This is a genomic window from Yersinia sp. J1 (genome assembly GCF_050586585.1).
Classification (GTDB): Bacteria; Pseudomonadota; Gammaproteobacteria; order Enterobacterales; family Enterobacteriaceae; genus Yersinia; species Yersinia entomophaga.
In genome coordinates this window covers 25,163-48,292 of sequence record NZ_JBOBDP010000016.1, presented here as the reverse complement: position 1 = coordinate 48,292, position 23,130 = coordinate 25,163, and the positions used below count along the sequence as shown (strand labels likewise).

Below are 23,130 nucleotides of genomic sequence, written 5' to 3'. Positions count from 1 at the left end.
TTCAACCTATTGATTGAAGGGTAGAAACATGGCAGGACTAGCAACCGTCACTAAATTGGCTGGCGAAACGGTAGGACAAGAATTCCTGATTTTTACGCTGGGTGATGAAGAGTACGGCATTGATATTCTGAAAGTGCAGGAAATTCGCGGTTACGATCAGGTCACGCGCATTGCAAACACCCCGGCGTTTATTAAAGGCGTCACCAACCTGCGCGGCGTCATTGTGCCGATTATCGATCTGCGCGTGAAGTTCGCGCAGAACAACGTGTCTTACAACGAAAATACCGTGGTGATCGTCTTGAATTTCGATCAGCGCGTGGTGGGTATCGTGGTTGACGGCGTGTCCGACGTGCTGTCATTAACTAACGAGCAAATCCGCCCGGCACCTGAGTTTGCCGTGACTCTGGCAACTGAATACCTGACGGGCCTTGGCTCTCTCGGGGAAAGAATGCTGATTTTGGTGGATATCGAAAAGCTGTTGAGTAGCGAAGAAATGTCGTTAATCGACAGCGTTGCGAAAGGTTAAGTAGATACCAGCGGGGGAAACCCCGCTTTTTTACAGGTGAATACCGTGTCTGCCGCTCAATAGCTCCCTTCAGGTGCCGCAAAATAATAGTTGTGCCCTCAGGTAAAGTTCCCCCTGCCGCTGCCGATAACACATGTAATTGACGTACTTTTGATTTGACGTACTTATGAAGGGATAACATGTTCAAGCGTATGAAAGTAGTCACCAGTTTATTGCTGGTGTTGGTGTTATTTGGTGCCTTACAGCTTATTTCTGGCGGGCTTTTCTTTAATGCCCTCAAAAACGATAAAGAAAACTTTGCCGTTTTGCAGGTTATTCGTCAGCAACAATCTTCACTGAGCGATAGCTGGGTCAATCTGGTTCAAACCCGAAATACCCTGAACCGCGCGGGGATTCGCTATATGGCGGATGCGAACGGTACCGGTAGCGGTACGCCGTTGCCTGAGTTGTTGACCTTGGCGAAAGACACGCTGGTTAAAGCGCAAAAAAGTTACGCTGATTTCGAACAGATTCCAGTGGATAGCCGACAGAGCGCTGAAAGTACCCAACGCATGAAACAGACTTACGATGCATACGTAGGCGCGTTGGCCGAACTGATCCAGTTAATGGAAGCCGGCAAAATCAAAGAGTTCTTCGATCAGCCGACCACCAGTTTCCAGGACGCCTTTGAAAAAGATTACACCGCTTACCGTATGCTAAACGACAACCTGTATGCCTCAGCGGTAGAAGACAGTAATAAGTCATTCACCGTTGCTATGGGTATCCTGATTGCGATTCTGATCGCGGTAGTAGCAGTGATGCTGATCGTTTGGTTCGGTATCCAACACATTCTGATTAATCCGTTAAATCGTTTGATTGAACACATCAAACACATCGCTGGCGGTGATCTGACTCAGCCGATCGAAGTGCTGGGTCGTAACGAAATGGGCGCGTTGGCAGCCAGTTTGAAAAACATGCAGTCAGAGCTGATCAACACCGTGAGCGGCGTGCGTATGGGTGCCGATGCTATTTATAGTGGCGCATCTGAAATCGCTGCGGGTAACAACGATTTGTCTGCTCGTACTGAACAGCAGGCCGCTTCTCTGGAAGAAACCGCCGCCAGCATGGAACAGCTGACCGCAACAGTGAAACAGAATGCCGAAAACGCTCGTCAGGCAAGCCAATTGGCTCTGAGCGCCTCTGAAACCGCGCAAAAAGGCGGCAAAGTGGTGGCTAACGTGGTGCAAACCATGCATGACATTGCCGGTAGTTCACAGAAGATCGCCGATATTACCAGCGTAATTGATGGTATTGCTTTCCAGACCAACATTCTGGCGTTGAACGCCGCGGTAGAAGCCGCGCGCGCCGGTGAGCAAGGTCGAGGCTTCGCGGTGGTAGCGGGTGAAGTTCGTAACCTGGCGCAGCGTAGTGCACAGGCGGCAAAAGAAATTAAAGGTCTGATCGAAGACTCGGTTAACCGGGTAGACATGGGCTCCGTGCTGGTAGAAAGCGCCGGGGAAACCATGGGTGACATTGTGAATGCAGTGACCCGCGTCACTGACATCATGGGCGAAATCGCTTCCGCCTCTGATGAACAAAGTCGCGGTATTGATCAGGTTGGTCAGGCGGTGACAGAAATGGACCGCGTAACGCAACAAAACGCCTCGTTGGTTGAAGAATCTGCTTCCGCCGCTGCGGCTTTGGAAGAGCAGGCCAGCCTGCTGACCCAATCGATGTCTGTTTTCATCCTGCGGGTGGATAACGGTAATAGTAATAAAGATGTGAGAAGAACCAAGCAGCCGGTAGTGGAACAGACCGGTACTGCTAAAAAAACACTGGGAAGTGACCTGCAAGAGAATTGGGAAACTTTCTAGACCCTACAAAATATAATATTAAAAGCCGGCCTTAGAGCCGGCTGAGAAGAGGTTACGATGTTTGGCCGAATCCGGATTTCTACCAGCTTTTTCCTGTTACTGATGATGATTTGCTCTATACAGTTGATATCAAGTGGTCTGTCGTTTACTGCTTTTCGTGCAGACAACCAAAATCTCAACCGAGTGGATCTAAGTAGCCAGCAACGGGATGCATTAAGCCTGAGTTGGGTATCCTTGCTTCAGGCTCGTAATACCTTAAACCGCGCGGCTACCCGTGCGGCTCTCAACGTACCACAGGAAAAGGTCAACGAATTAATGGGCAATGCCCGCAGTTCGTTACAGAAAGCAGATCTCTACTTTAACCAATTCCTGGCTGTACCCCGTGTTGATGCCAGCGCCGTTGAATTAACCGACGCGACACAAGCCAGCTATCAGAATTTACGCGCGGCGCTGCGGGAATTGATCGTGTTCCTCGAAGCCGGCAAGTTACAAGAGTTTATGGATCAACCGACCCAGAAAACTCAGGATCTGTTTGAAGCTGATTTTGTGCAATACCTACAGCATACCTCTGAAATTATTGCCGAATCTGGCCATGAAAATGGGCAGGCTTATTTGCTTTCCAAATGGATTTTTGCTGGTGCAATTGTGCTGGTGATTTCTATGGCGATTTCTTGCCTGATCTGGCTGCGTACCATGTTTGTGAAGCCGCTGGCGATTATGCGTGAGCATTTTGACCGGATTGCTCAAGGCGATTTAGCGGGCAATATTTCGGTTACCGGGCGTAATGAAATCAGTCAATTATTCGGCAGTTTGCGCATTATGCAGCAGTCGCTGATTAGCACTGTGAGTAAAGTCCGAGACGGCACCGAATCAATGTTGACCGGTATTCAGGAGATTTCCGCAGGTAATAACGATCTTTCCGCCCGTACGGAACAGCAGGCGGCTTCGCTGGAAGAAACCGCGGCCAGCATGGAGCAATTAACCGCAACGGTAAAACAGAATGCGGATAACGCCCGTCAGGCAACGCTATTAGCCAAGGATGCTTCGGCAACCGCCGCTAAAGGTGGCGCTCTGGCCAGCGACGTGGTTAGCACTATGCACGAAATCGCTGCGAGTTCTCATAAAATCGGTGCAATTACCAGCGTAATCGACGGCATTGCTTTCCAGACCAATATTCTGGCGCTGAACGCTGCGGTAGAAGCGGCTCGTGCCGGTGAACAAGGTCGCGGGTTTGCCGTTGTCGCCGGTGAAGTGCGGAATCTGGCTCAGCGCAGTGCGCAGGCCGCAAAAGAAATTAAAGGACTGATCGACGAATCCGTTGGTCGCGTGCGTCAGGGCTCTACTTTGGTAGAAAACTCAGGCACCACCATGGAAGAAATTGTCCGCTCTGTAACAAGAGTTACCGACATTATGGGGGAAATTGCCTCGGCTTCGGATGAGCAAAGCCGCGGGATCGAGCAGGTTTCGCTGGCGGTCACCCAAATGGATCAGGTAACACAGCAAAACGCCGCATTAGTGGAAGAGGCAGCTTCTGCAGCCAACGCATTGGAAGAGCAAGCAGGTTATCTCTCCCATGCGGTGTCAGTCTTCCGTTTGGCGCAAGATGGCTACGATGGGGATTGGCAGGAGGCTACAGGTGCAGATAAGCAACCTGTTGTTAAGGAAATCTCAGATTGTTAAACGGCGTAGCATGTCATTTTTTAAGGGTGAGGCCGGATGAAACCATCTCCTAAGTCAACCCCCCCAGATTCTGGGTCGATATTAAACCAGATGGTACAACGGTTACCGCTGTCGGATGTGCATTTCCGACGTATCTGCCAGCTGATTTATCAGCGGGCAGGTATCGTACTGGCCGATCATAAGCGGGAAATGGTTTACAACCGCCTGGTGAGACGCCTGCGGTTGCTGAATATTAATGATTTTGGTCAATACCTGGCGTTGCTGGAAACCGATCCGAATAGCGCAGAATGGCAAGCGTTTGTTAATGCTTTAACCACTAACCTGACGGCTTTTTTCCGCGAAGCCCATCATTTTCCGATTTTGGCTGAACATGCTCGCCAGCGACCAGGGAATTATTCGGTCTGGAGTACCGCGGCCTCGACGGGAGAAGAACCTTATTCTATCGCGATGACGTTGAGCGATACCTTAGGGCATCGTGCCGGTAGCTGTCAGGTTTTGGCCAGTGATATTGATACTCAGGTATTGGAAAAGGCCACCAGTGGCGTTTATCGACAGGATGAATTGCGCTCGCTTTCTGCTCAACAGATGCAGCGCTATTTTTTACGCGGAACCGGCCCTCATCAAGGCTTGGTTCGGGTACGACCGGAACTGTCTAATATGCTGACTTTTCAGCAGCTTAATCTGTTAGCGCCAGAATGGGCGCTGCCGGGACAGTTCGACGCGATATTCTGTCGTAATGTTATGATTTATTTTGATAAAGAGACGCAGGAACGCATCTTGCGCCGCTTTGTTCCTTTGCTAAAACCCGGCGGCCTGATGTTTGCTGGCCACTCGGAGAATTTCAGTCAAATCAGTCGGGAATTCTATTTGCGCGGGCAGACCGTTTATGGACTGACCAAGGAGAGGTGATGAGTAAAATCAGAGTATTGTGCGTTGATGATTCAGCATTAATGCGCCAGTTAATGACCGAGATTATTAATAGTCACCCGGATATGGAAATGGTCGCTACGGCGCCAGATCCGCTGGTTGCCCGTGATTTGATCAAGAAATTTAATCCGCAAGTACTGACACTTGACGTTGAAATGCCGCGCATGGATGGCCTGGATTTTCTTGAAAAACTGATGCGACTGCGACCTATGCCGGTAGTGATGGTTTCGTCATTAACTGGTAAGAATTCCGAAATTACTATGCGAGCGCTGGAGCTTGGGGCGATTGATTTCGTCACTAAACCTCAATTGGGTATCCGCGAAGGCATGCTGGCTTATAGCGAGCTGATTGCAGAAAAAATCCGCACCGCGGCGAAAGCCCGTTTGCCACGACGCATTACGGATAATGCGCCGGTCATGCTGAGTCATGCTCCGCTGCTGAGTAGTGAAAAACTGATTGCCATTGGCGCATCCACCGGAGGAACCGAGGCGATTCGTACCGTATTGCAGCCTTTGCCGCCGACCAGTCCGGCGTTGCTGATTACTCAGCATATGCCACCGGGATTTACCCGTTCTTTTGCCGAACGTTTGAACAAGCTTTGTCAAATTACGGTAAAGGAAGCGGAGGACGGCGAACGTGTGTTACCGGGACATGCTTACATCGCACCGGGGGATCGCCATCTGGAACTGACCCGCAGCGGCGCGAACTATCAGGTACGTATTCACGATGGCCCGGCGGTGAATCGCCATCGCCCGTCGGTTGACGTACTGTTTCGTTCCGTTGCCCAGTGCGCGGGGCGTAACGCCGTCGGCGTGATTTTAACCGGTATGGGCAATGACGGTGCCGCCGGTTTGCTGGAAATGCATCGGGCTGGCGCATATACCATTGCCCAGAACGAAGCCAGTTGCGTGGTGTTTGGTATGCCACGTGAAGCCATCGGCATGGGTGGCGTCAATGAAGTACTGGATCTGAACCAGGTAAGCCAGCGTATGTTGGCGCAGATAAGCAGTGGTCAAGCCTTACGTATCTAGGGATCGGCTTCAGATTTTAATATTCCGGTGTAAATCGGCTTTTGTTTTCAATAGCTCAGCGGTGAGCAACAAACCTTAGGAGTAAGTATGGCGGACAAAAATCTCAGATTCTTAGTGGTAGACGATTTTTCGACCATGCGTCGTATTGTCAGAAACCTGCTAAAAGAGCTGGGCTTTAACAATGTGGACGAAGCTGAAGACGGCGTCGACGCATTGAACAAATTACGCGCAGGCGGTTTTGATTTTGTGGTTTCTGACTGGAACATGCCAAACATGGATGGCCTGCAATTGTTGCAAACCATTCGCGCGGACGGCGCGCTCGCAGCTTTACCGGTGCTAATGGTGACCGCAGAAGCCAAAAAAGAAAATATTATCGCGGCTGCGCAAGCGGGTGCCAGCGGTTATGTAGTGAAGCCTTTTACTGCAGCGACCTTGGAAGAAAAACTCAATAAGATCTTTGAAAAATTGGGCATGTAAGGAGTCGAGATGAATAACCATCCAATGCCCGCAACTGATGCGGCATCAGCCAGTGATATAATCAGCCGGATTGGTAATCTGACACGTATGCTACGTGACAGCCTGCGTGAGCTGGGGCTTGATCAGGCGATAGCTCAGGCGGCGGAAGCGATTCCAGATGCACGCGATCGTCTCGACTACGTGGTTCACATGACGGCACAGGCGGCGGAACGTGCGCTGAACTGTGTTGAGGCGGCTCAACCACGCCAAAACGAGCTGGAGTCATCGGCTAAAGCGCTTAAAGTTCGCTGGGATGAATGGTTTGCCAATCCGATCGAATTGTCTGATGCACGTTCACTGGTCACTGATACTCGCGAATATCTGGATTTGGTACCAGAACACACTTCTTTCACCAACGCGCAGCTGTTGGAGATTATGATGGCGCAGGATTTCCAGGATCTTACCGGTCAGGTGATCAAGCGCATGATGGATGTGGTGCAGGAAATTGAGAAACAGTTATTAATGGTGCTGATGGAAAATATTCCGGAACAAACGGCAAAACCTCAGCCAGTCAATAGTTTACTTAATGGCCCTCAGCTGGATAAAAACGGTGCAGGGGTAATTGCAAACCAGGATCAGGTTGATGATTTACTGGATAGCCTAGGTTTCTAAGCTGACGGTGAACGTTTAAATGCAGATGAGGACATTTCCCTCATCTGCAATTTACTGCTTGGCCATCATTTTGACTGGTTATCCAACTGAAAAATGGCGCTTCACTCGTTGTCACAGATTTATAGTACGTCCCTCACTTCTTCCTGCCTGCATTTGGCTAACAACACTGCCTTTTCCGCATTGACTCGCCCGTAGCCATACCATTTGCTGTGCCCATTTTTATCATATTTGCCATTTTTCCGATCAATCTTATCGCAGGAGTCGCGGATGATATCTCTGACCTCAAGGTAGGTGAGCGATGGATTGACGGACAGAATCAGGGCGGCCACGCCAGCGGCGCCGGGGCAGGAACTGGAGGTGCCGCCGAACTTGTTGGTGTAATTACCAAAGAGATCGCCGGTTAGCGTCATACCGGTATTATACCCGTCCTGATTACGTACATCGGTGGTCCAGATGCCGGAGGTGAGTGGGGCGGGGTGGAATTTCTCAGGATGGGCGAAATCCCCGCTGGGGAAGGTACACCACAGCGCTTTGCCGAAGTCACTGTAGGCGCAGCGGGTGCTGCGGTCATTACAGGCACCAACGGCTATGACTTTGTCATTACTGGCGTAACCGTTATTATCGACCGATTCATTACCGTTGCCTGCGGCAAAGAAAACCGCGCACCCTTTCCCGTTACGCCCTTTTTCTACCGCATAGTCTATGGCTAGACGCGTAAGCGCCGGTAATTCGGTTTCTCTATCGTGATATTCATCATCAGGATCAAACCAAATACCGTCGGCGGGCCCCCAACTGCAAGAAATGATATCCGCGCCTTTATCCGCAGCCCAAACGAAAGCGAGAGCTTCCCCCATGGAGCCTAAGCCATCGACCAGACGAATAGGCATCAGATTTGCCTCCGGTGCTACGCCGGATGCGCCATACAAACCATCGGCGCAGGCCACGCCGGCGCAGGCGGTTCCGTGTCGGTTACTTTTATCCGGCAAGGGATTTTCATTCTCATAACCCATTTCATAGTTATGGGGATGGACGACTTTACCCGGCCGCATAAATTCAGGGTGCTGAATATCAAAGCCATCATCAATAATGGCAATGGTGATACCCGCGCCGCGTGTTATTTCGTGGGCGGCTTCAACGTTAGCGCTGGCGTCGACATCCGTTTCTGTTCTCACGGTAGTTTTCTTCAAATGCCATTGATTGGGGTGAATCGCTTTAGGCATTTTTTGGTGAATTAATTCAGGATGACAATATTCCACTTCTTCACAATTCAGTATGTCCTCCGCGAGAGTAAATATATCATCGCCGGTATCTTCTATGGCTGAAATAAAATAGGCGTTTTTAAGGAATGAAATTTCATTTTTTATAATAAGATTGTATTTATTAATGATATATTCACATTGGGTTTTTTTTATGTCATTTTTGAATTTGATAAAGATATTTTCTGTATAAACGATCGGCTCAGCAGTTTGTTCATTCCTAAAACCGAAACCGGCAAATCTGACATCCCGATCGGTGGAAAGTTTTTCTCTCAATTCATTGATAACGTTTTCTTCCCCTTCAACCCTAACCACATAGACGTTTACATTACTGATATTAAACAATAAATTGTAATGTAAGGGTTCGTCTTTAATGATTTTATCCATTGTATCGGAAAATTCTTTTCCAGCTTTCATTCTTACAATAAGTAAATCGCCGGATTTAACCAAAGGTAAAATTTTTCTATGGTTATCTTTAATGTCATAAGTAACGTCAAATCTTTTCATTTCAAATCCTTTTTGATTGAATTGGTCATCGGTTTATTATGCTAACAGTGAATGTTAGTTATTCTTGGTTAATGGCTTTGATATAATTAATCACTCCCAACTTCTATTTATTTATATCACCTGGAACCTGTCTTTTACATAAACGCCTCGCTAATGACTATCAGGCGTTTATGACGGGATATTCATTATCATTAGCTAGCCTAAGCGTTATTTTTGCTAAAAATAAAATGATAAAACCGAATGCAGCGTTGAATTTTCAACTGGCGATATCTCCCTGTGGCTTAAAAATTATGCGTGGAGCGAGGCGAAGCCCATCGCCTTATCAGAGAAATAACCGCCTAATTGCTGCTTTGTTCCGTCCATCACCCCAGAAAAATTTTGTCATGCTAGCGGCAATTATTTTTCCTTTAATTTTTTATTCTTAACAGGAACGCCCAAGCTGAACAGGGACACTGACTGTGGCTGAAGATAGCGATCTGGAAAAGAGCGAGGAACCCACAGCCCATAAGCTGGAGAAGGCTCGCGAAAAAGGCCAGATTCCTCGCTCGCGCGAACTGACCTCGATGCTGATGCTCGGGGCCGGTTTGTCGATCCTGTGGGTTTTTGGCGAATCCATCGGGCGGCAACTGGCGGCGATGATCGCGCAGGGATTACAGTTTGACCACAGCGTGATTGGTGATGAAAAGCATATGCTGCGACAGATTGGCATGCTGCTGATGCAAACCGTGACGGCGCTGTTACCGGTATTTATTGGATTGGTATTGGTCGCGCTGTCGGTTCCGATGTTATTGGGCGGCATCTCATTTAGCGCCGAATCCTTTAAGTTCGATTTAAAACGTATGAATCCGCTTTCCGGCTTGAAGCGCATGTTTTCTTCGCAAGTGCTGGCCGAACTGCTGAAAGCGATTCTTAAAGCCACGTTAGTCGGTTGGGTCACCGGCATGTTTTTGTGGCACTACTGGCCTGACATGCTGCGGCTGATAGCGGCTCCGCCCCTTGCCGCACTGGGTGATGCCCTGCGTTTGATTTTGTTCTGCGGTTTTATCGTGGTGTTGGGCTTAACGCCTATGGTGAGTTTTGATGTGTTTTATCAAATTATGAGTCATATCAAAAAGCTCCGCATGACCAAGCAGGAAATACGCGACGAATTCAAGGATCAGGAAGGGGATCCGCACGTTAAAGGACGTATTCGCCAGCAGCAGCGCGCGATGGCCCGTCGCCGCATGATGGCCGATGTACCGCAGGCGGATGTGATTGTTACCAACCCGACGCACTATGCGGTGGCCTTGCAGTATAACGAGAACAAGATGAGTGCGCCGAGAGTGTTAGCCAAAGGTGCAGGAGAAATAGCGTTACGAATTCGTGAGTTAGGTGCTGAACACCGCATCCCGATGTTAGAGGCACCGCCGCTGGCTCGTGCTCTGTATCGTCATAGTGAGATCGGTCAGCATATCCCGGCCACCCTGTACGCGGCGGTGGCAGAGGTTCTTGCCTGGGTTTATCAGCTTAAACGCTGGAAGCTGGAAGGTGGGCTGATTCCTAAAAAACCTGAAAATCTACCGGTGCCGGATGCACTGGATTTTGCTGGAGAGAGTGAGACTAATGGCTAACTTGGCCGCCCTGCTTCGTTTACCGGGCAATTTTAAAGACACGCAGTGGCAGATACTTGCCGGTCCAATTCTGATTTTGATGATTTTGTCGATGATGGTTTTGCCATTGCCGCCGTTCATTCTGGACCTGCTGTTTACCTTCAATATTGCGTTGTCCATCATGGTATTGCTGGTTGCGATGTTTACTCAGCGCACGCTGGAGTTTGCCGCTTTCCCAACTATCCTGCTGTTTTCTACCTTATTACGCTTATCCCTTAACGTTGCCTCGACCCGAATCATCTTGATGGATGGTCATACCGGTGCGGCGGCGGCGGGGCGGGTGGTAGAAGCTTTCGGCCACTTCCTGGTGGGCGGTAACTTTGCCATCGGTATCGTCGTGTTTATCATTCTGGTTGTGATTAACTTTATGGTTATCACCAAGGGTGCAGGACGTATTGCCGAAGTAGGCGCGCGCTTTGTACTGGACGGAATGCCCGGTAAGCAGATGGCTATCGATGCCGATCTTAACGCCGGTTTGATTGGCGAAGAGGAAGCAAAAAAACGACGTTCTGAAGTTACCCAGGAAGCCGATTTCTACGGTTCAATGGACGGTGCCAGTAAGTTCGTTCGCGGTGATGCCGTAGCCGGTTTGCTGATCATGGTGATTAACGTGATCGGCGGTTTGTTGGTTGGGGTGATGCAGCATGATATGGCCGTGGGCCACGCCGCAGAAACCTATACCTTGCTAACCATCGGTGACGGTCTGGTTGCGCAGATTCCTGCCTTGGTTATCTCTACTGCTGCCGGTGTTATCGTCACCCGCGTGAGTACCGATCAGGACGTGGGCCAGCAAATGGTCACCCAACTGTTCAATAACCCGCGCGTGATGGTGCTGAGCGCCAGCGTTCTGGGGTTACTGGGCATGGTGCCGGGAATGCCGAACTTTGTCTTCCTGTTGTTCACCGCGGCTTTACTGGCTTTGGCCTGGCGTTTAAAGGGCAAACAGACCAGTCAGCCTGCGGTGGCAGAACAGCCCGTGGTGCAGGATCAGCAGCAGGCTGCCGAAGCGACTTGGTCAGATGTACAACTGGAGGATCCGCTGGGCATGGAAGTGGGTTATCGCCTGATTCCTATGGTGGATTTCCAGCAAAACGGCGAATTATTGGGGCGTATCCGCAGTATTCGTAAGAAATTTGCGCAGGAAATGGGCTATCTGCCGCCGGTGGTGCATATTCGGGATAATCTCGAATTGCCACCTGCCAGCTACCGTATTCTGATGAAAGGGGTGGAGATCGGCAGCGGCGAAGCCCATCCGGGGCGCTGGCTGGCTATTAACCCTGGCAATGCCGTGGGAACATTACCCGGTGAAGCGACACAGGATCCAGCCTTTGGGCTGGCTGCGGTCTGGATTGAGAGTGCTTTGCGTGAGCAGGCGCAGATTCAGGGCTTTACCGTGGTTGAGGCCAGCACCGTGGTGGCGACTCACTTAAACCATTTGATCAGTCAATATGCTAGCGAATTATTCGGTCGTCAGGAAACGCAGCAGTTGCTGGAGCGTGTGTCGCAGGAAATGCCTAAGCTGACGGAAGATTTCATTCCGGGTGTGGTGTCTCTGACAATTTTCCACAAAGTGTTGCAGAATTTGTTGTCCGAGCGGGTGTCTATTCGCGATATGCGAACCATTATTGAAACGCTGGCGGAACATGCGCCGAACCAAACCGATCCGTACGAGCTGACGGCGGTAGTGCGCGTGGCGCTGGGTCGTTCGATTGCACAGCAGTGGTTCCCTGGTACCGGAGAAATTCAGGTTATCGGTCTGGATGCGGCGTTGGAGCGTTTGTTGTTGCAAGCCTTGCAAGGTGGTGGCGGTTTGGAACCGGGTCTGGCGGATCGTTTGCTGGATCAGTCGAAACAGGCATTGCAGCGTCAGGAAATGTTGGGCGCACCGCCGGTATTGCTGGTTAACCACGCGTTGCGTGCGTTGCTGGCTCGCTTCCTGCGTCGCAGTCTGCCGCAAATGGTGGTGCTGTCCAATCTGGAGATTGGCGACAATCGTCAAATTCGCATGACATCCACCATTGGAGCCGCCTAATGAAGTTTCATGCTTTGGTTTTAGCCGCGTTAGCGTCAGTGTCGTGGGGCGCTTACAGTGCTTCCGGCAGTTGGGTTGCCGATGATATTGGTGTGACGCAGAATTTACGTGGCGTGCCGACTTCATCGCCGGTATTGCGTCCGACCACGCCTTATGTCACCGCGGAGCATCGCATTGTGTCGGTTAGCTGGCGGATACAGTTGCTTTCCGCCGCTCCCAATGGTCTGCAAATGAAGCTTTGTTCCCCCTCTCGTTGTATTGATTTGAACGGCGGTAGCGGTTCCAGCCGGGGTCTGGCGGGTGAGTCTGCAACCAGTCCATTGACTTTTGTCTATCTGATTCAAGGGCAGGGGCGAGTGAATCCGCCGTTACAGGTGATGAGTAACCAGGTGATAGTGAATTATCAATAGAATTCCCTTTTTAAGGTAAACAGATTCAGATTGCCAATATCTTTCAATTGAGCCGCTTTTCAGTGGCTCTAAATTGAGGATATTTACCCTTTTCTATCAGATTCACCTTAGAGTAATAAAAGATAAATATAAAACTGGAGCCGATTTTTAAAGCCTCGTCGTTCGGCTTTTCCCTCGCTTTCTTATTGTGTTTTCCCATCTAAGTCAGACGAAGATTAAGTTCGGATCTGGTTTCGAAAGCCCGGTAGCTCACTGTTTCCTCCCTCGTGCACTCTTCGTCCGGTGAGCCAGCGCTAGATTCAGCAGCGGGCGCATCCTGACCCTACGGCTCAAAGCGCTTTAAACAACTGCCGGCTGTTCACTCTGGTTCTTATCCCGGCTTGGCCTACTTCCCGATTGCGCCTTGTTAAAATTAAAACCATTTTTCTTATGAGTCATAATTTGTCTTTCGCCGTTGATATGGCTTTTGACCTTGAGCTTGACCTTTCAGAGCGCATTTGAGTTGTCGAATGAAGAATGCAGGCAGGACGCGAAGCATGGGCGCCGCGCTTGAACAGGCGCGAATCGCGGCGTTCCGTCAACCGAAATTTGATCCAGCACCCAATTTTCATCAGGCTTGTGATGTTGACCAGAAGCGTTATCTGAAACCTTCAGCAATAACAATCAATAGATGAGTGAGAGTCAGATGGGTAAGTTACCTTGCGGTAGATGTAACGACCCGGAAGGAACACAGTACAAGAAAAATATTAATTTTATGAAGAATAATAACGTGAAAAACCAGAGGAAATTAGAAAGGAAAAAATTCACCTTTAACGGTGATGCGTGACGAACGCCACCACCGTCAGATAATTAGCTCAAAAATCAACCGCAGGTTGAAGTTTAAACGCCGATTTTACGCCCCAGCAGGCTAGCGCCGCGGGACTGACCATCGGGGCCATACAGAGACTGACCGTGGCGCGTATTCAATACCGCCAGCGCCTCATCATTGTGCGCGATGTGCTGATTCAGCAAAAAACCGTTGTGCAAATTGGTATAACGCATCTTTTCGGCTTTTTTCAGGATTCGCTCCCAGCGCTCTGTCAGCGCAGGAACTTGCTGATAAGGGGCTTTGATTTTGGCCGCTGTTTCTGCCGCCAGACGGTTTTGATCCAGATAATCCAGAGTCGCTAATAACGAACTTTTTTGCTCGGTTATCCCTTGCAGAACCACGCCGTGAATTCGCCCGTCGCACAGTAATCGCTGCTCTTCAGCGATAACCACGGACAGGGTATCTAAACATTCCAGCTGTTGATCCAGATTGGTCTGTAATCTTTCCACCGCCACTTATCCTTACACAATTAACTATTTTTAAGATAATCCGCAGCGTCTTTTAACAGGGCATCGGCAATTTTACCGGTGTCCATGGTCAGTTGGCCGGAGCGAATAGCCTGTTTCAAACTTTCTACACGTTCTACATTAATATCCTGGCTGCCCGGTTGCATCAGCTTGGCTTGCGCGTCGCTGAGTTTAACCTGCGTGCCGCTAACTTGCGCTTTAGCCTGGGTAGACTTACGCATTTGCTGCGCTGCCTCGCTGGTTTCGCGCGGTTGTACCGGGCTGACCGGCACCAGTGGCTGTGTGCGATCGATGCTCATGGTGTTACTCCCTTCATGGCGGGATTTAGATTAGTGACCCGCAAACTGGTGGCGGGATTTACGCTAATTCACCCGCGAATAACTGCTTGTTAATGGTTATCGGCAACGATGATAAAAACTTTAATCACTATAACATAATGCGAATAACGCCATCGTCACCCAAGGTGCCACTGACGATTTGACCCGACGCCATACGCACCCGAACGTTATCCTGAAGGGCGGCGTTGTTCATCGCCTTGCCTTCGCTATTGATATTAAAGCCTTCTCCCTGCGCGACAACCTGAACCGCCTGACCGGCCTTGATCACCCATGAGCGCCTGAGCATGGCCTTGGTCAGCGGTTGTCCGGCATTAATATGGCGTAAACTGATCGTACCCTTAGCAAAACGTGCCTCGTTTAACGCGCCTTGCGGCAAGGTGTCCAACCGTCCTTCCTTATAAGCCATGTCTTTTTCTGCCAGCTTCTCACCGGCAGTGATCTGGCGGCTGGCCACCAGATATTTCCCCGTGACCTGCACCTGCGTCTGCATAAAACGCCGTTGCTGACCACAGCGCACCGACAAACTGACGTTACCCCATGGGCGCGCGTTGGCCGGTAGCGAGATTTCGGGATTTTCACACTGCGGCCATTGAGCCTGTGGCGTTTTTATTTTCACTTCAACCTGCCGGGTATCCGAGGGGAATTGGCTGTGAAAGAACTGGTCAATCTGTTCGGCCAGATCCGTTGCCTGCGCTGTTCCTACACACAGCCACGCCACGCCTAACCCGATGACACCGCCTGCTTTCATGGAATCCCCTACGTCTTGAGGCCGATTTAATGGCCCGATAGATTGACTGCTTCCCCACTAGTGTACCTGTAGCTGAAAAGGGTTAAGGGGATAAATAGCGACGCATTTTGCCCTTATTCAAACGATAGGCTTTCCCTAACGCCGTTTATGCTGTCGACTCCAAATTCTAACCTCGCGGGGGGGCTATGCTCGACAAACTGGACGGTGCTCTGCGCTTTCAACAAGAGGCGCTAAATCTTCGCGCTCAGCGGCAGGAAATTTTGTCTGCCAATATTGCCAACGCCGATACGCCGGGCTTTCAGGCTCGCGATATCGATTTCTCCAGCCAACTGCAAAAAGTGATGGAGCAAGGGCGTGTTAACGGCAGCGGGATGTCACTCAGTTTGACCGCAGCCCGTCATATTCCGGCTCAAAATATTCAGCCGCCGGATCTGGATCTGCTATTCCGGGTTCCAGACCAACCCTCGATGGACGGCAACACGGTAGATATGGACCGTGAACGTACCAATTTCGCCGATAATAGTCTGAAATATCAAACCGATCTGACCATTCTTGGCAGCCAGATCAAAGGGATGATGTCAGTGTTACAACAAGGATAAGGCGTATGTCTTTACTGAATATATTTGATATCGCCGGTTCTGCGTTGTCTGCGCAATCCCAGCGGATGAACGTGAGCGCCAGTAACATGGCCAACGCCGACAGCGTAACCGGGCCGGATGGCCAGCCTTATCGCGCAAAGCAGGTAGTGTTTCAGGTTGCCAATCAAGGCGCTCAGGAAACCGGCGGCGTTCGTGTCGCACAGATCGTAGAAGACACGGCTCCGGATCGTTTGGTGTATCAGCCGGGTAATCCACTGGCGGATGCCAAAGGTTATGTGCGTATGCCGAACGTGGATGTGGTGGGTGAGATGGTGAACACCATTTCCGCTTCCCGAAGCTATCAGGCCAACGTGGAAGTGCTGAATACCACTAAATCCATGATGCTCAAAACGCTGACTTTGGGCCAATAATCGGAGCCGACAATGGCAATTAATACCTCAATGAATGACAGCTTGGACAACACTATTCCCAATACCGCTGCCAAGCTTCAGCAAAAACAGACTCTCGGCGGTGCTGGTAGCAGCGAAGAGATGCAAAACAGCTTTCTGACGCTGCTGGTTGCCCAGTTGAAAAACCAGGACCCAACTAATCCTCTACAAAACAATGAATTGACCACTCAGCTGGCGCAAATCAGTACGGTACAAGGTATTGAGAAACTGAATACGACCTTGGGTTCGATTTCAGGTCAGATTGATAACGGTCAATCGTTACAGGCTAGTGCGCTCATTGGCCACGGCGTGATGGTGCCGGGCAACAGTATTCTGGCCGGTTCGAAGGACGACATCGTGAGTACGACGCCGTTCGGTATGGAACTGGTGCGCGGAGCCGACAAAGTGACCGCCACTATCAGCGATACCAACGGTAACGTGGTCAAAACTATTGAATTCCCTGGTGGTTTAGAGGCAGGCGTTCATGTCTTTACTTGGGATGGCAAGCTGGAAGACGGCAGCAACGCACCGGATGGCGCCTACAGCGTCAGTATCGCCGCCAGCAGCGGTGTGGAGTCACTGAACCCAACGGCGCTGAGCTTTGGCGTGGTGAACGGTGTCACCAAGGGCGCTCAGGGTACCAAGCTGGATCTCGGCCCGCGTGGCACCGTGACGATGGATGAAGTTCGCCAGATTCTGTAAGTCCGCTGCTTCGTGCACGGAAGGCATTTTGATAAAGCAGTGGGCCAGACAAGAGTTTGGTTCTCTCATTTACCCGGCGTTTTGATGTTGTATCAACGCCTTGAATCCTAACGGAGAGTAACATGGGTTTTTCTCAAGCAGTCAGCGGTTTAAACGCAGCGTCTAGTAATCTGGATGTGATCGGTAACAACATTGCCAACTCGGCTACCTCTGGTTTTAAAGCAGGTTCCGTATCTTTCGCCGATATGTTTGCCGGTTCTCAAACCGGTATGGGCGTAAAAGTTGCCGGTATCACTCAGGACTTCAACGACGGTACCCCAACCACCACTAACCGTCGTTTGGATCTGGCTATCAGCCAAAGCGGTTTCTTCCGTATGCAAGACAGCAGCGGCGGTATTTTCTACGCGCGTAACGGCCAGTTCAAACTGGATGAAAACCGTAACATCGTTAACCAGCAAGGCTTGCACCTGACCGGCTATCCTGCCACAGGTACACCGCCAACGGTTCAGCAGGGTGCTCAGCCGATTCCGCTGACGATTCCACAGGGCATGATCAGCGCGAAAGCGACCACTTCCGGCAACATGATCGCTAACCTGAATTCATCTCACAAGCCAATCACCGAAACTTTTGATCCGGCTAAGCCTGATACTTATAGCTTCGTCAACAATATCACCACCTTCGATAGTCTGGGTAACAGCCACGATGTCAGCGTGTTCTTTGTGAAAACCAAAGACAACACCTGGGACGTGTACACCCAAGACACCAGCGTGGCCGGTTCTAAAGCCGACAAGCAAGGCACCATGAACTTCGATACCAACGGTCTGCTCACCGGCACGACCGATGGGGCAGGTGCTCCAAGCGCAACGCCATTCACTCTGAATGTGCCAATGTCCGCATTGAATGGTGCGCCAGCGCAGACGTTTACACTGAATCTGGCCGGTGCCAAGCAGCAGAATACCGGTACTGACAGCATCTCAGCCCAGAACCAAACCGGCTATGCGGCAGGTGAGTTTACTGGCTTCCAGATCGAAAAAGACGGTTCCGTGATCGGTACTTACTCTAACCAACAGAAACAGCTGCTGGGCCAGATCGTACTGACTAACTTTGCTAACCCGGAAGGCTTGTCTTCACAGGGCGATAACGTTTGGAAAGAAACTGCGGCTTCCGGTAACGCGATTCTGGGTACGGCAGGCGGTGGTGGTTTCGGTACGCTGACCAGCGGTGCGTTGGAATCTTCCAACGTGGATCTGAGTAAAGAACTGGTAAATATGATCGTTGCCCAGCGCAACTACCAGTCCAACGCCCAGACCATCAAAACCCAGGATCAGATCTTACAAACTCTGGTCAACCTGCGCTAATCGCGCTAACGGGATAGCAGCATGGATCACGCAATATATACCGCGATGGGTGCCGCCCGGCAGACGCTGGAGCAGCAGGCCGTTACCGCGAACAATCTGGCAAATGCTTCAACGCCGGGCTTCCGCGCGCAGTTATCTGCGTTGCGAGCAGTACCGATTGACGGGCCGAGCATGGCGACGCGTACTTTGGTGGCGGCATCGACGCCCGGTGCGGATATGAGTCAGGGGCCAATGAACTACAGCGGTCGCCCGCTGGACGTGGCGCTGCAGCAAGACGGTTTTATGGCCGTGCAGTTGCCAGACGGCACCGAAGGTTATACCCGCAACGGTAACATTCAGGTTTCTGCCGACGGTCAGATGACGGTGCAGGGTTATCCGCTGATGGGGGATAACGGCCCGATTGACGTCCCGCCGCAGGCGGAAGTCACGATCGCGGCTGACGGCACCATCTCGGCGTTGAACGCGGGCGATCCGCCAAACACCATTGCTCAGATTGGCCGGTTAAAACTGGTTCAGGCGCAGGGCAGTGAGCTGACGCGCGGCGATGACGGTTTGTTCCATCTGACGCCGGCTACGCAACAGCAACGTGGTGCTACGTTGCCGAACGATCCGCTGGTCAAAGTGATGCCTGGCGTGATTGAAGGCAGCAACGTCAAACCGGTGGAAACTATGGTGGATATGATCGCCAACGCCCGCCGTTTTGAAATGCAGATGAAAGTCATTCACAGCGTGGATGAGAACGAACAGCGCGCTAACCAGCTGTTAGCTATGAGTTAAGCGCCCAGGCGCAGAGGAGTACACTGATGATCCGCTCATTATGGATTGCCAAAACCGGTTTAGATGCCCAGCAAACCAACATGGACGTTATTGCCAACAACCTGGCAAACGTTAGCACCAATGGCTTTAAGCGTCAGCGCGCCGTGTTTGAAGATTTGCTGTATCAAACCATGCGTCAGCCGGGGGCTCAATCTTCGGAACAGACTACCTTGCCGTCCGGCCTGCAAATTGGTACGGGTGTTCGTCCGGTGGCCACCGAGCGCCTACACAGCCAGGGGAACCTGTCCAAGACTGATAACAGTAAAGATATCGCCATCAAAGGGCAGGGGTTCTTCCAGGTGCAATTGCCTGACGGCACCAATGCCTATACCCGTGACGGTTCATTCCAGATGGATCAGAACGGTCAACTGGTAACCGCCGGTGGTTTTCAGGTGCAGCCTGCCATCACGATTCCTGCCAATGCCTTGAGCATCACGGTAGGGCGTGACGGTATCGTTAGCGTGACTCAGCAGGGGCAAACCGCCGCTCAGCAGGTCGGGCAACTGACGTTGACTACCTTTATCAACGACACCGGTCTGGAAAGCGTAGGCGAAAACCTGTATCAGGAAACCGCCAGCTCCGGCGCACCGAATGAAAGTACGCCGGGCCTGAACGGCGCAGGCTTGCTGTATCAGGGCTATGTTGAAACCTCTAACGTCAACGTGGCGGAAGAGTTGGTCAACATGATCCAGACCCAGCGCGCCTATGAAATCAACAGTAAAGCGGTAACAACTTCTGATCAGATGCTTCAAAAACTGACTCAGATCTAAGATAGCTTTCGGGGGGCTGGATTGCCCCCTGACTGCGTTAGGCCGATTGGAATTTTGGGGTTCAAGGCAGCTTACCCCTTTGGTTACAGGTAATAAAAACAGAGATGGATACTTCGCCGTTCAGAAAATTAAGTGGATTGAGATGGGTCTGTGCGCCAACAATGGCGGTGCTGCTGCTCAATGGCTGTGCGTATATTCCGCATAAACCACTGGTGGATGGCACCACCTCTGCGCAACCCGCGCCAGCGAGTGCGCCCTTGCCGAATGGCTCAATATTTCAGGCTGTTCAGCCGATGAACTATGGCTATCAGCCGCTATTTGAAGACCGTCGCCCGCGCAATATCGGCGACACGCTAACCATTACCTTGCAGGAAAACGTCAGCGCCAGCAAAAGCTCTTCTGCCAACGCCAGCCGTAACGGTGCCAGCAAATTTGGCGTAGCCACTGCGCCGCGCTATCTGGAAGGTTTACTGGGCAACGCCCGTGCCGATCTGGATATTTCCGGCGATAGCACCTTTGGCGGCAAAGGTGGAGCCAATGCCAATAACACCTTTAACGGCACTATTACCGTGACCGTGGATCGGGTTCTGGCCAACGGTAACCTGCATGTCGTGGGGGAGAAGCAGATTGCAATCAACCAGGGAACCGAGTTTATTCGTTTCTCCGGGGTCGTCAATCCGCGCACCATCAGCGGCAGCAACACCGTTACCTCAACTCAGGTGGCGGACGCACGTATCGAATACGTGGGTAATGGCTATATCAATGAAGCGCAAACCATGGGCTGGTTGCAGCGGTTCTTCCTTAATGTTTCGCCGTTCTAAGAGGCCGATTAATGCGTAAACAATCTCTCATCCCGCTTTTTGCCGCACTGTTGTCATTGGTGTGGCTGCCGGCATCGGCAGAGCGAATTCGTGATTTGGTTACCGTTCAGGGCGTGCGGGATAACGCCCTGATTGGCTACGGGCTGGTCGTGGGGCTGGATGGCTCCGGTGACCAGACCATGCAGACTCCCTTTACCACTCAAAGCCTGAGCAACATGTTGTCCCAGTTAGGGATTACTGTGCCGCCGGGCACCAATATGCAGCTGAAAAACGTGGCGGCGGTGATGGTTACCGCTAAATTGCCTGCGTTTTCTCGCACTGGGCAAACCATCGATGTGGTGGTTTCTTCCATGGGTAACGCCAAAAGTATTCGCGGTGGGACTTTGCTGATGACTCCGCTGAAAGGCGTGGATAATCAGGTTTATGCGTTGGCGCAGGGCAACGTTCTGGTCGGAGGCGCAGGGGCGTCTTCAGGCGGCAGCAGCGTAACCGTTAACCAGTTGACCGGTGGACGAATCAGCAATGGCGCGACCATAGAACGAGAATTACCGACTACCTTTGGCAGCAGCGGCGTGCTTAACCTTCAGTTAAATAACGAAGATTTTACGCTGGCGCAGCAGATAAGCGATGCGATAAACCGTTCGCGTGGCTTCGGTTCTGCCACCGCGATTGACGCCCGTACCATTCAGGTTCTGGTGCCAAGCGGTAGCAGCTCACAGGTGCGTTTCCTGGCCGATATTCAGAATATTCCAGTTAATGTCGATCCGGGCGATGCCAAGGTCATTATCAATTCCCGCACCGGCTCGGTGGTGATGAACCGTAACGTTGTGCTGGATTCTTGTGCGGTGGCGCAGGGCAATCTGTCGGTTGTGGTGGATAAACAAAATACCGTAAGCCAGCCGGATACGCCGTTCGGCGGCGGTCAGACCGTTGTCACGCCAAATACCCAGATATCCGTACGTCAGGAAGGGGGCGCGCTGCAAAAAGTGAATGCCAGCCCGAATCTGAACAACGTTATTCGCGCGCTGAATTCTCTGGGCGCAACGCCAATCGACCTGATGTCTATTTTGCAGGCGATGGAAAGCGCCGGCTGTCTGCGGGCTAAACTGGAAATTATTTGATGAGCGATTTGATGGCCATGTCCGGGGCGGCATACGACGCCCAATCCCTGAACGCCTTAAAGCGTGATGTGGCAAAAGATCCGCAGGGCAACCTAAAACAGGTGGCTCAGCAGGTCGAAGGGATGTTTGTGCAAATGATGCTGAAAAGTATGCGTTCCGCCATGCCGGAAGACGGCCCGCTGAGCAGCGACCAAACCCGGCTCTATACCTCTATGTATGACCAGCAGATTGCGCAGGAAATGTCGGTGAAAGGTCTCGGCCTGGCCGATATGATGGTGAAGCAACTTTCCGGTAGCCAGTCGCCAAGTGAAACGGCCGGTACTGTGCCGATGGCGCTGGATAAAGAAGTCATGCAAACCCTGCCGGCGCAGGCGCTGGCGCAGATGATGCGTCGGGCAATTCCCACGCCGCCGCCGGAAGGTACCAGCCCGCTGTCGCTCAATAACAATAACTTTGTTTCGCGTTTGTCGATCCCGGCCAAAATGGCCAGCCAACAGAGTGGCATTCCTCATCAACTGATTGTGGCTCAGGCGGCGCTGGAATCAGGCTGGGGGCGCCGCGAGATCCCGACGGCGGAAGGCAAATCCAGCTACAACCTGTTTGGTATTAAAGCAGGCAGCAATTGGGAAGGGCCGGTTAGTGAAATCACAACCACTGAGTACGAGCAAGGCGTGGCGAAGAAAACCAAGGCCAGCTTCCGCGTTTACGGTTCTTACGTCGAAGCGATTAGCGACTACGTCAAATTGCTGACCAAAAATCCTCGCTATGCGGAAGTGGCGGCGGCGAATACGCCGGAGCAGGCGGCACATGCCTTGCAGCGAGCGGGTTACGCAACCGATCCACAATACGCGCAGAAATTGGTGGGCGTTATTCAGCAAATGAAGAGCGCTGGGAATCAGGCGGTCAAAGCCTATACCCATGATTTAAGTCAAATTTTCTAACGGCAGGCAGCAAACTGACGGCGTAAAACCCCGACCGCCCTGTGATTTATCCCCGGGCGGTTTTTTTTAGCAGGAATATCGCCGTAATCCATCGGGAAAAATGGGTATTTTTTGCCAAATTTACTCAAGTTATCCGATCTTTGGCCGATAAATA

24 protein-coding genes are annotated in these 23,130 nt (G+C 51.4%); 20 read left to right on the top strand and 4 right to left on the bottom strand.

Features of this window, described 5'->3' with window-relative positions:
- Positions 1-28 precede the first annotated feature (28 nt).
- The 7 genes from cheW to cheZ all read left to right on the top strand — a co-directional run bounded on the left by cheW (position 29) and on the right by cheZ (position 7,145).
- The gene (gene cheW / locus ACQ4OC_RS16875; RefSeq protein ID WP_049597488.1) at positions 29-526 is read left to right on the top strand and encodes a chemotaxis protein CheW; all 498 of its coding nucleotides are present in this window, start codon (positions 29-31) and stop codon (positions 524-526) included.
- Positions 527-705: 179 nt separating this feature from the next.
- Entirely contained in the window at positions 706-2,379 is a 1,674-nt protein-coding gene (locus ACQ4OC_RS16870; RefSeq protein ID WP_064517610.1) for a methyl-accepting chemotaxis protein, read from the top strand.
- A 57-nt stretch (positions 2,380-2,436) separates the two neighbouring features.
- Complete coding sequence (locus ACQ4OC_RS16865; protein ID WP_430971428.1) at positions 2,437-4,059, top strand: methyl-accepting chemotaxis protein; 1,623 nt, start codon at positions 2,437-2,439, stop codon at positions 4,057-4,059.
- Positions 4,060-4,095: 36 nt separating this feature from the next.
- Positions 4,096-4,968: a protein-glutamate O-methyltransferase CheR gene (gene cheR, locus ACQ4OC_RS16860; RefSeq protein WP_064517614.1), complete on the top strand. Its 873-nt coding sequence runs from the start codon at positions 4,096-4,098 to the stop codon at positions 4,966-4,968.
- Entirely contained in the window at positions 4,968-6,017 is a 1,050-nt protein-coding gene (locus ACQ4OC_RS16855) for a protein-glutamate methylesterase/protein-glutamine glutaminase (RefSeq protein ID WP_049597492.1), read from the top strand. The genes cheR and ACQ4OC_RS16855 overlap by 1 nt, the downstream gene beginning before the upstream one ends.
- A gap of 87 nt (positions 6,018-6,104) precedes the next feature.
- Positions 6,105-6,494: a chemotaxis response regulator CheY gene (gene cheY, locus ACQ4OC_RS16850; RefSeq protein ID WP_049597493.1), complete on the top strand. Its 390-nt coding sequence runs from the start codon at positions 6,105-6,107 to the stop codon at positions 6,492-6,494.
- Between the two features lie 9 nt (positions 6,495-6,503).
- Positions 6,504-7,145, top strand: a complete 642-nt coding sequence (gene cheZ, locus ACQ4OC_RS16845) for a protein phosphatase CheZ (RefSeq protein WP_049597494.1) — start codon at positions 6,504-6,506, stop codon at positions 7,143-7,145.
- Positions 7,146-7,264: 119 nt separating this feature from the next.
- On the opposite strand, the gene ACQ4OC_RS16840 is transcribed toward cheZ, so the two are convergent.
- Positions 7,265-8,908, bottom strand: a complete 1,644-nt coding sequence (locus ACQ4OC_RS16840; protein WP_064517616.1) for a S8 family peptidase — start codon at positions 8,906-8,908, stop codon at positions 7,265-7,267.
- Positions 8,909-9,078: 170 nt separating this feature from the next.
- Between ACQ4OC_RS16840 and ACQ4OC_RS16835 the strand changes: the two genes are divergently transcribed.
- The 4 genes from ACQ4OC_RS16835 to ACQ4OC_RS16820 are packed head-to-tail and all read left to right on the top strand — an operon-like array spanning position 9,079 to position 12,999.
- Positions 9,079-9,333 carry a hypothetical protein gene (locus tag ACQ4OC_RS16835; protein WP_128821883.1) on the top strand — a complete coding sequence of 85 codons (255 nt, stop codon included), beginning with the start codon at positions 9,079-9,081 and terminating at the stop codon, positions 9,331-9,333.
- Between the two features lie 33 nt (positions 9,334-9,366).
- Positions 9,367-10,518 (top strand): flagellar biosynthesis protein FlhB, encoded by a 1,152-nt coding sequence (flhB, locus tag ACQ4OC_RS16830; protein ID WP_064517619.1) that lies wholly within the window; start codon positions 9,367-9,369, stop codon positions 10,516-10,518.
- A complete protein-coding gene (flhA, locus tag ACQ4OC_RS16825) occupies positions 10,511-12,589 on the top strand; it encodes a flagellar biosynthesis protein FlhA (protein WP_064517621.1) in 2,079 nt (692 codons plus the stop codon). The genes flhB and flhA overlap by 8 nt, the downstream gene beginning before the upstream one ends.
- Positions 12,589-12,999 carry a flagellar protein FlhE gene (locus ACQ4OC_RS16820; RefSeq protein ID WP_064517623.1) on the top strand — a complete coding sequence of 137 codons (411 nt, stop codon included), beginning with the start codon at positions 12,589-12,591 and terminating at the stop codon, positions 12,997-12,999. The genes flhA and ACQ4OC_RS16820 overlap by 1 nt, the downstream gene beginning before the upstream one ends.
- Before the next feature lie 879 nt (positions 13,000-13,878).
- Here ACQ4OC_RS16820 and ACQ4OC_RS16815 read toward each other — a convergent pair.
- From ACQ4OC_RS16815 to flgA, 3 genes are all read right to left on the bottom strand, one after another.
- On the bottom strand, positions 13,879-14,322 hold the full coding sequence (locus ACQ4OC_RS16815; protein ID WP_064517625.1) for a flagella synthesis protein FlgN: 444 nt from the start codon (positions 14,320-14,322) through the stop codon (positions 13,879-13,881).
- 14 nt (positions 14,323-14,336) lie between these two features.
- On the bottom strand, positions 14,337-14,633 hold the full coding sequence (gene flgM, locus ACQ4OC_RS16810) for a flagellar biosynthesis anti-sigma factor FlgM (RefSeq protein ID WP_064517627.1): 297 nt from the start codon (positions 14,631-14,633) through the stop codon (positions 14,337-14,339).
- A 127-nt stretch (positions 14,634-14,760) separates the two neighbouring features.
- Positions 14,761-15,420 (bottom strand): flagellar basal body P-ring formation chaperone FlgA, encoded by a 660-nt coding sequence (gene flgA, locus ACQ4OC_RS16805; protein WP_430971427.1) that lies wholly within the window; start codon positions 15,418-15,420, stop codon positions 14,761-14,763.
- A gap of 185 nt (positions 15,421-15,605) precedes the next feature.
- On the opposite strand from flgA, the gene flgB reads away from it, so the two are divergent.
- From flgB to flgJ, 9 genes are all read left to right on the top strand, one after another.
- Complete coding sequence (gene flgB, locus ACQ4OC_RS16800) at positions 15,606-16,019, top strand: flagellar basal body rod protein FlgB (RefSeq protein ID WP_049597502.1); 414 nt, start codon at positions 15,606-15,608, stop codon at positions 16,017-16,019.
- A 5-nt stretch (positions 16,020-16,024) separates the two neighbouring features.
- Positions 16,025-16,429 carry a flagellar basal body rod protein FlgC gene (gene flgC, locus ACQ4OC_RS16795; protein ID WP_049597503.1) on the top strand — a complete coding sequence of 135 codons (405 nt, stop codon included), beginning with the start codon at positions 16,025-16,027 and terminating at the stop codon, positions 16,427-16,429.
- Positions 16,430-16,441: 12 nt separating this feature from the next.
- Positions 16,442-17,149 carry a flagellar hook assembly protein FlgD gene (gene flgD, locus ACQ4OC_RS16790; protein ID WP_064517631.1) on the top strand — a complete coding sequence of 236 codons (708 nt, stop codon included), beginning with the start codon at positions 16,442-16,444 and terminating at the stop codon, positions 17,147-17,149.
- A 122-nt stretch (positions 17,150-17,271) separates the two neighbouring features.
- The gene (flgE, locus tag ACQ4OC_RS16785) at positions 17,272-18,507 is read left to right on the top strand and encodes a flagellar hook protein FlgE (protein ID WP_430971426.1); all 1,236 of its coding nucleotides are present in this window, start codon (positions 17,272-17,274) and stop codon (positions 18,505-18,507) included.
- Between the two features lie 21 nt (positions 18,508-18,528).
- Complete coding sequence (locus ACQ4OC_RS16780; RefSeq protein WP_049597506.1) at positions 18,529-19,284, top strand: flagellar basal body rod protein FlgF; 756 nt, start codon at positions 18,529-18,531, stop codon at positions 19,282-19,284.
- 26 nt (positions 19,285-19,310) lie between these two features.
- Entirely contained in the window at positions 19,311-20,093 is a 783-nt protein-coding gene (gene flgG, locus ACQ4OC_RS16775) for a flagellar basal-body rod protein FlgG (RefSeq protein ID WP_049597507.1), read from the top strand.
- Positions 20,094-20,197: 104 nt separating this feature from the next.
- Positions 20,198-20,914 (top strand): flagellar basal body L-ring protein FlgH, encoded by a 717-nt coding sequence (gene flgH / locus ACQ4OC_RS16770; protein ID WP_049597508.1) that lies wholly within the window; start codon positions 20,198-20,200, stop codon positions 20,912-20,914.
- Positions 20,915-20,925: 11 nt separating this feature from the next.
- Positions 20,926-22,035 (top strand): flagellar basal body P-ring protein FlgI, encoded by a 1,110-nt coding sequence (locus ACQ4OC_RS16765; protein WP_064517636.1) that lies wholly within the window; start codon positions 20,926-20,928, stop codon positions 22,033-22,035.
- Entirely contained in the window at positions 22,035-22,976 is a 942-nt protein-coding gene (flgJ, locus tag ACQ4OC_RS16760) for a flagellar assembly peptidoglycan hydrolase FlgJ (RefSeq protein ID WP_064517638.1), read from the top strand. Before ACQ4OC_RS16765 ends, flgJ begins: the two co-directional genes overlap by 1 nt.
- Positions 22,977-23,130: the final 154 nt, after the last annotated feature.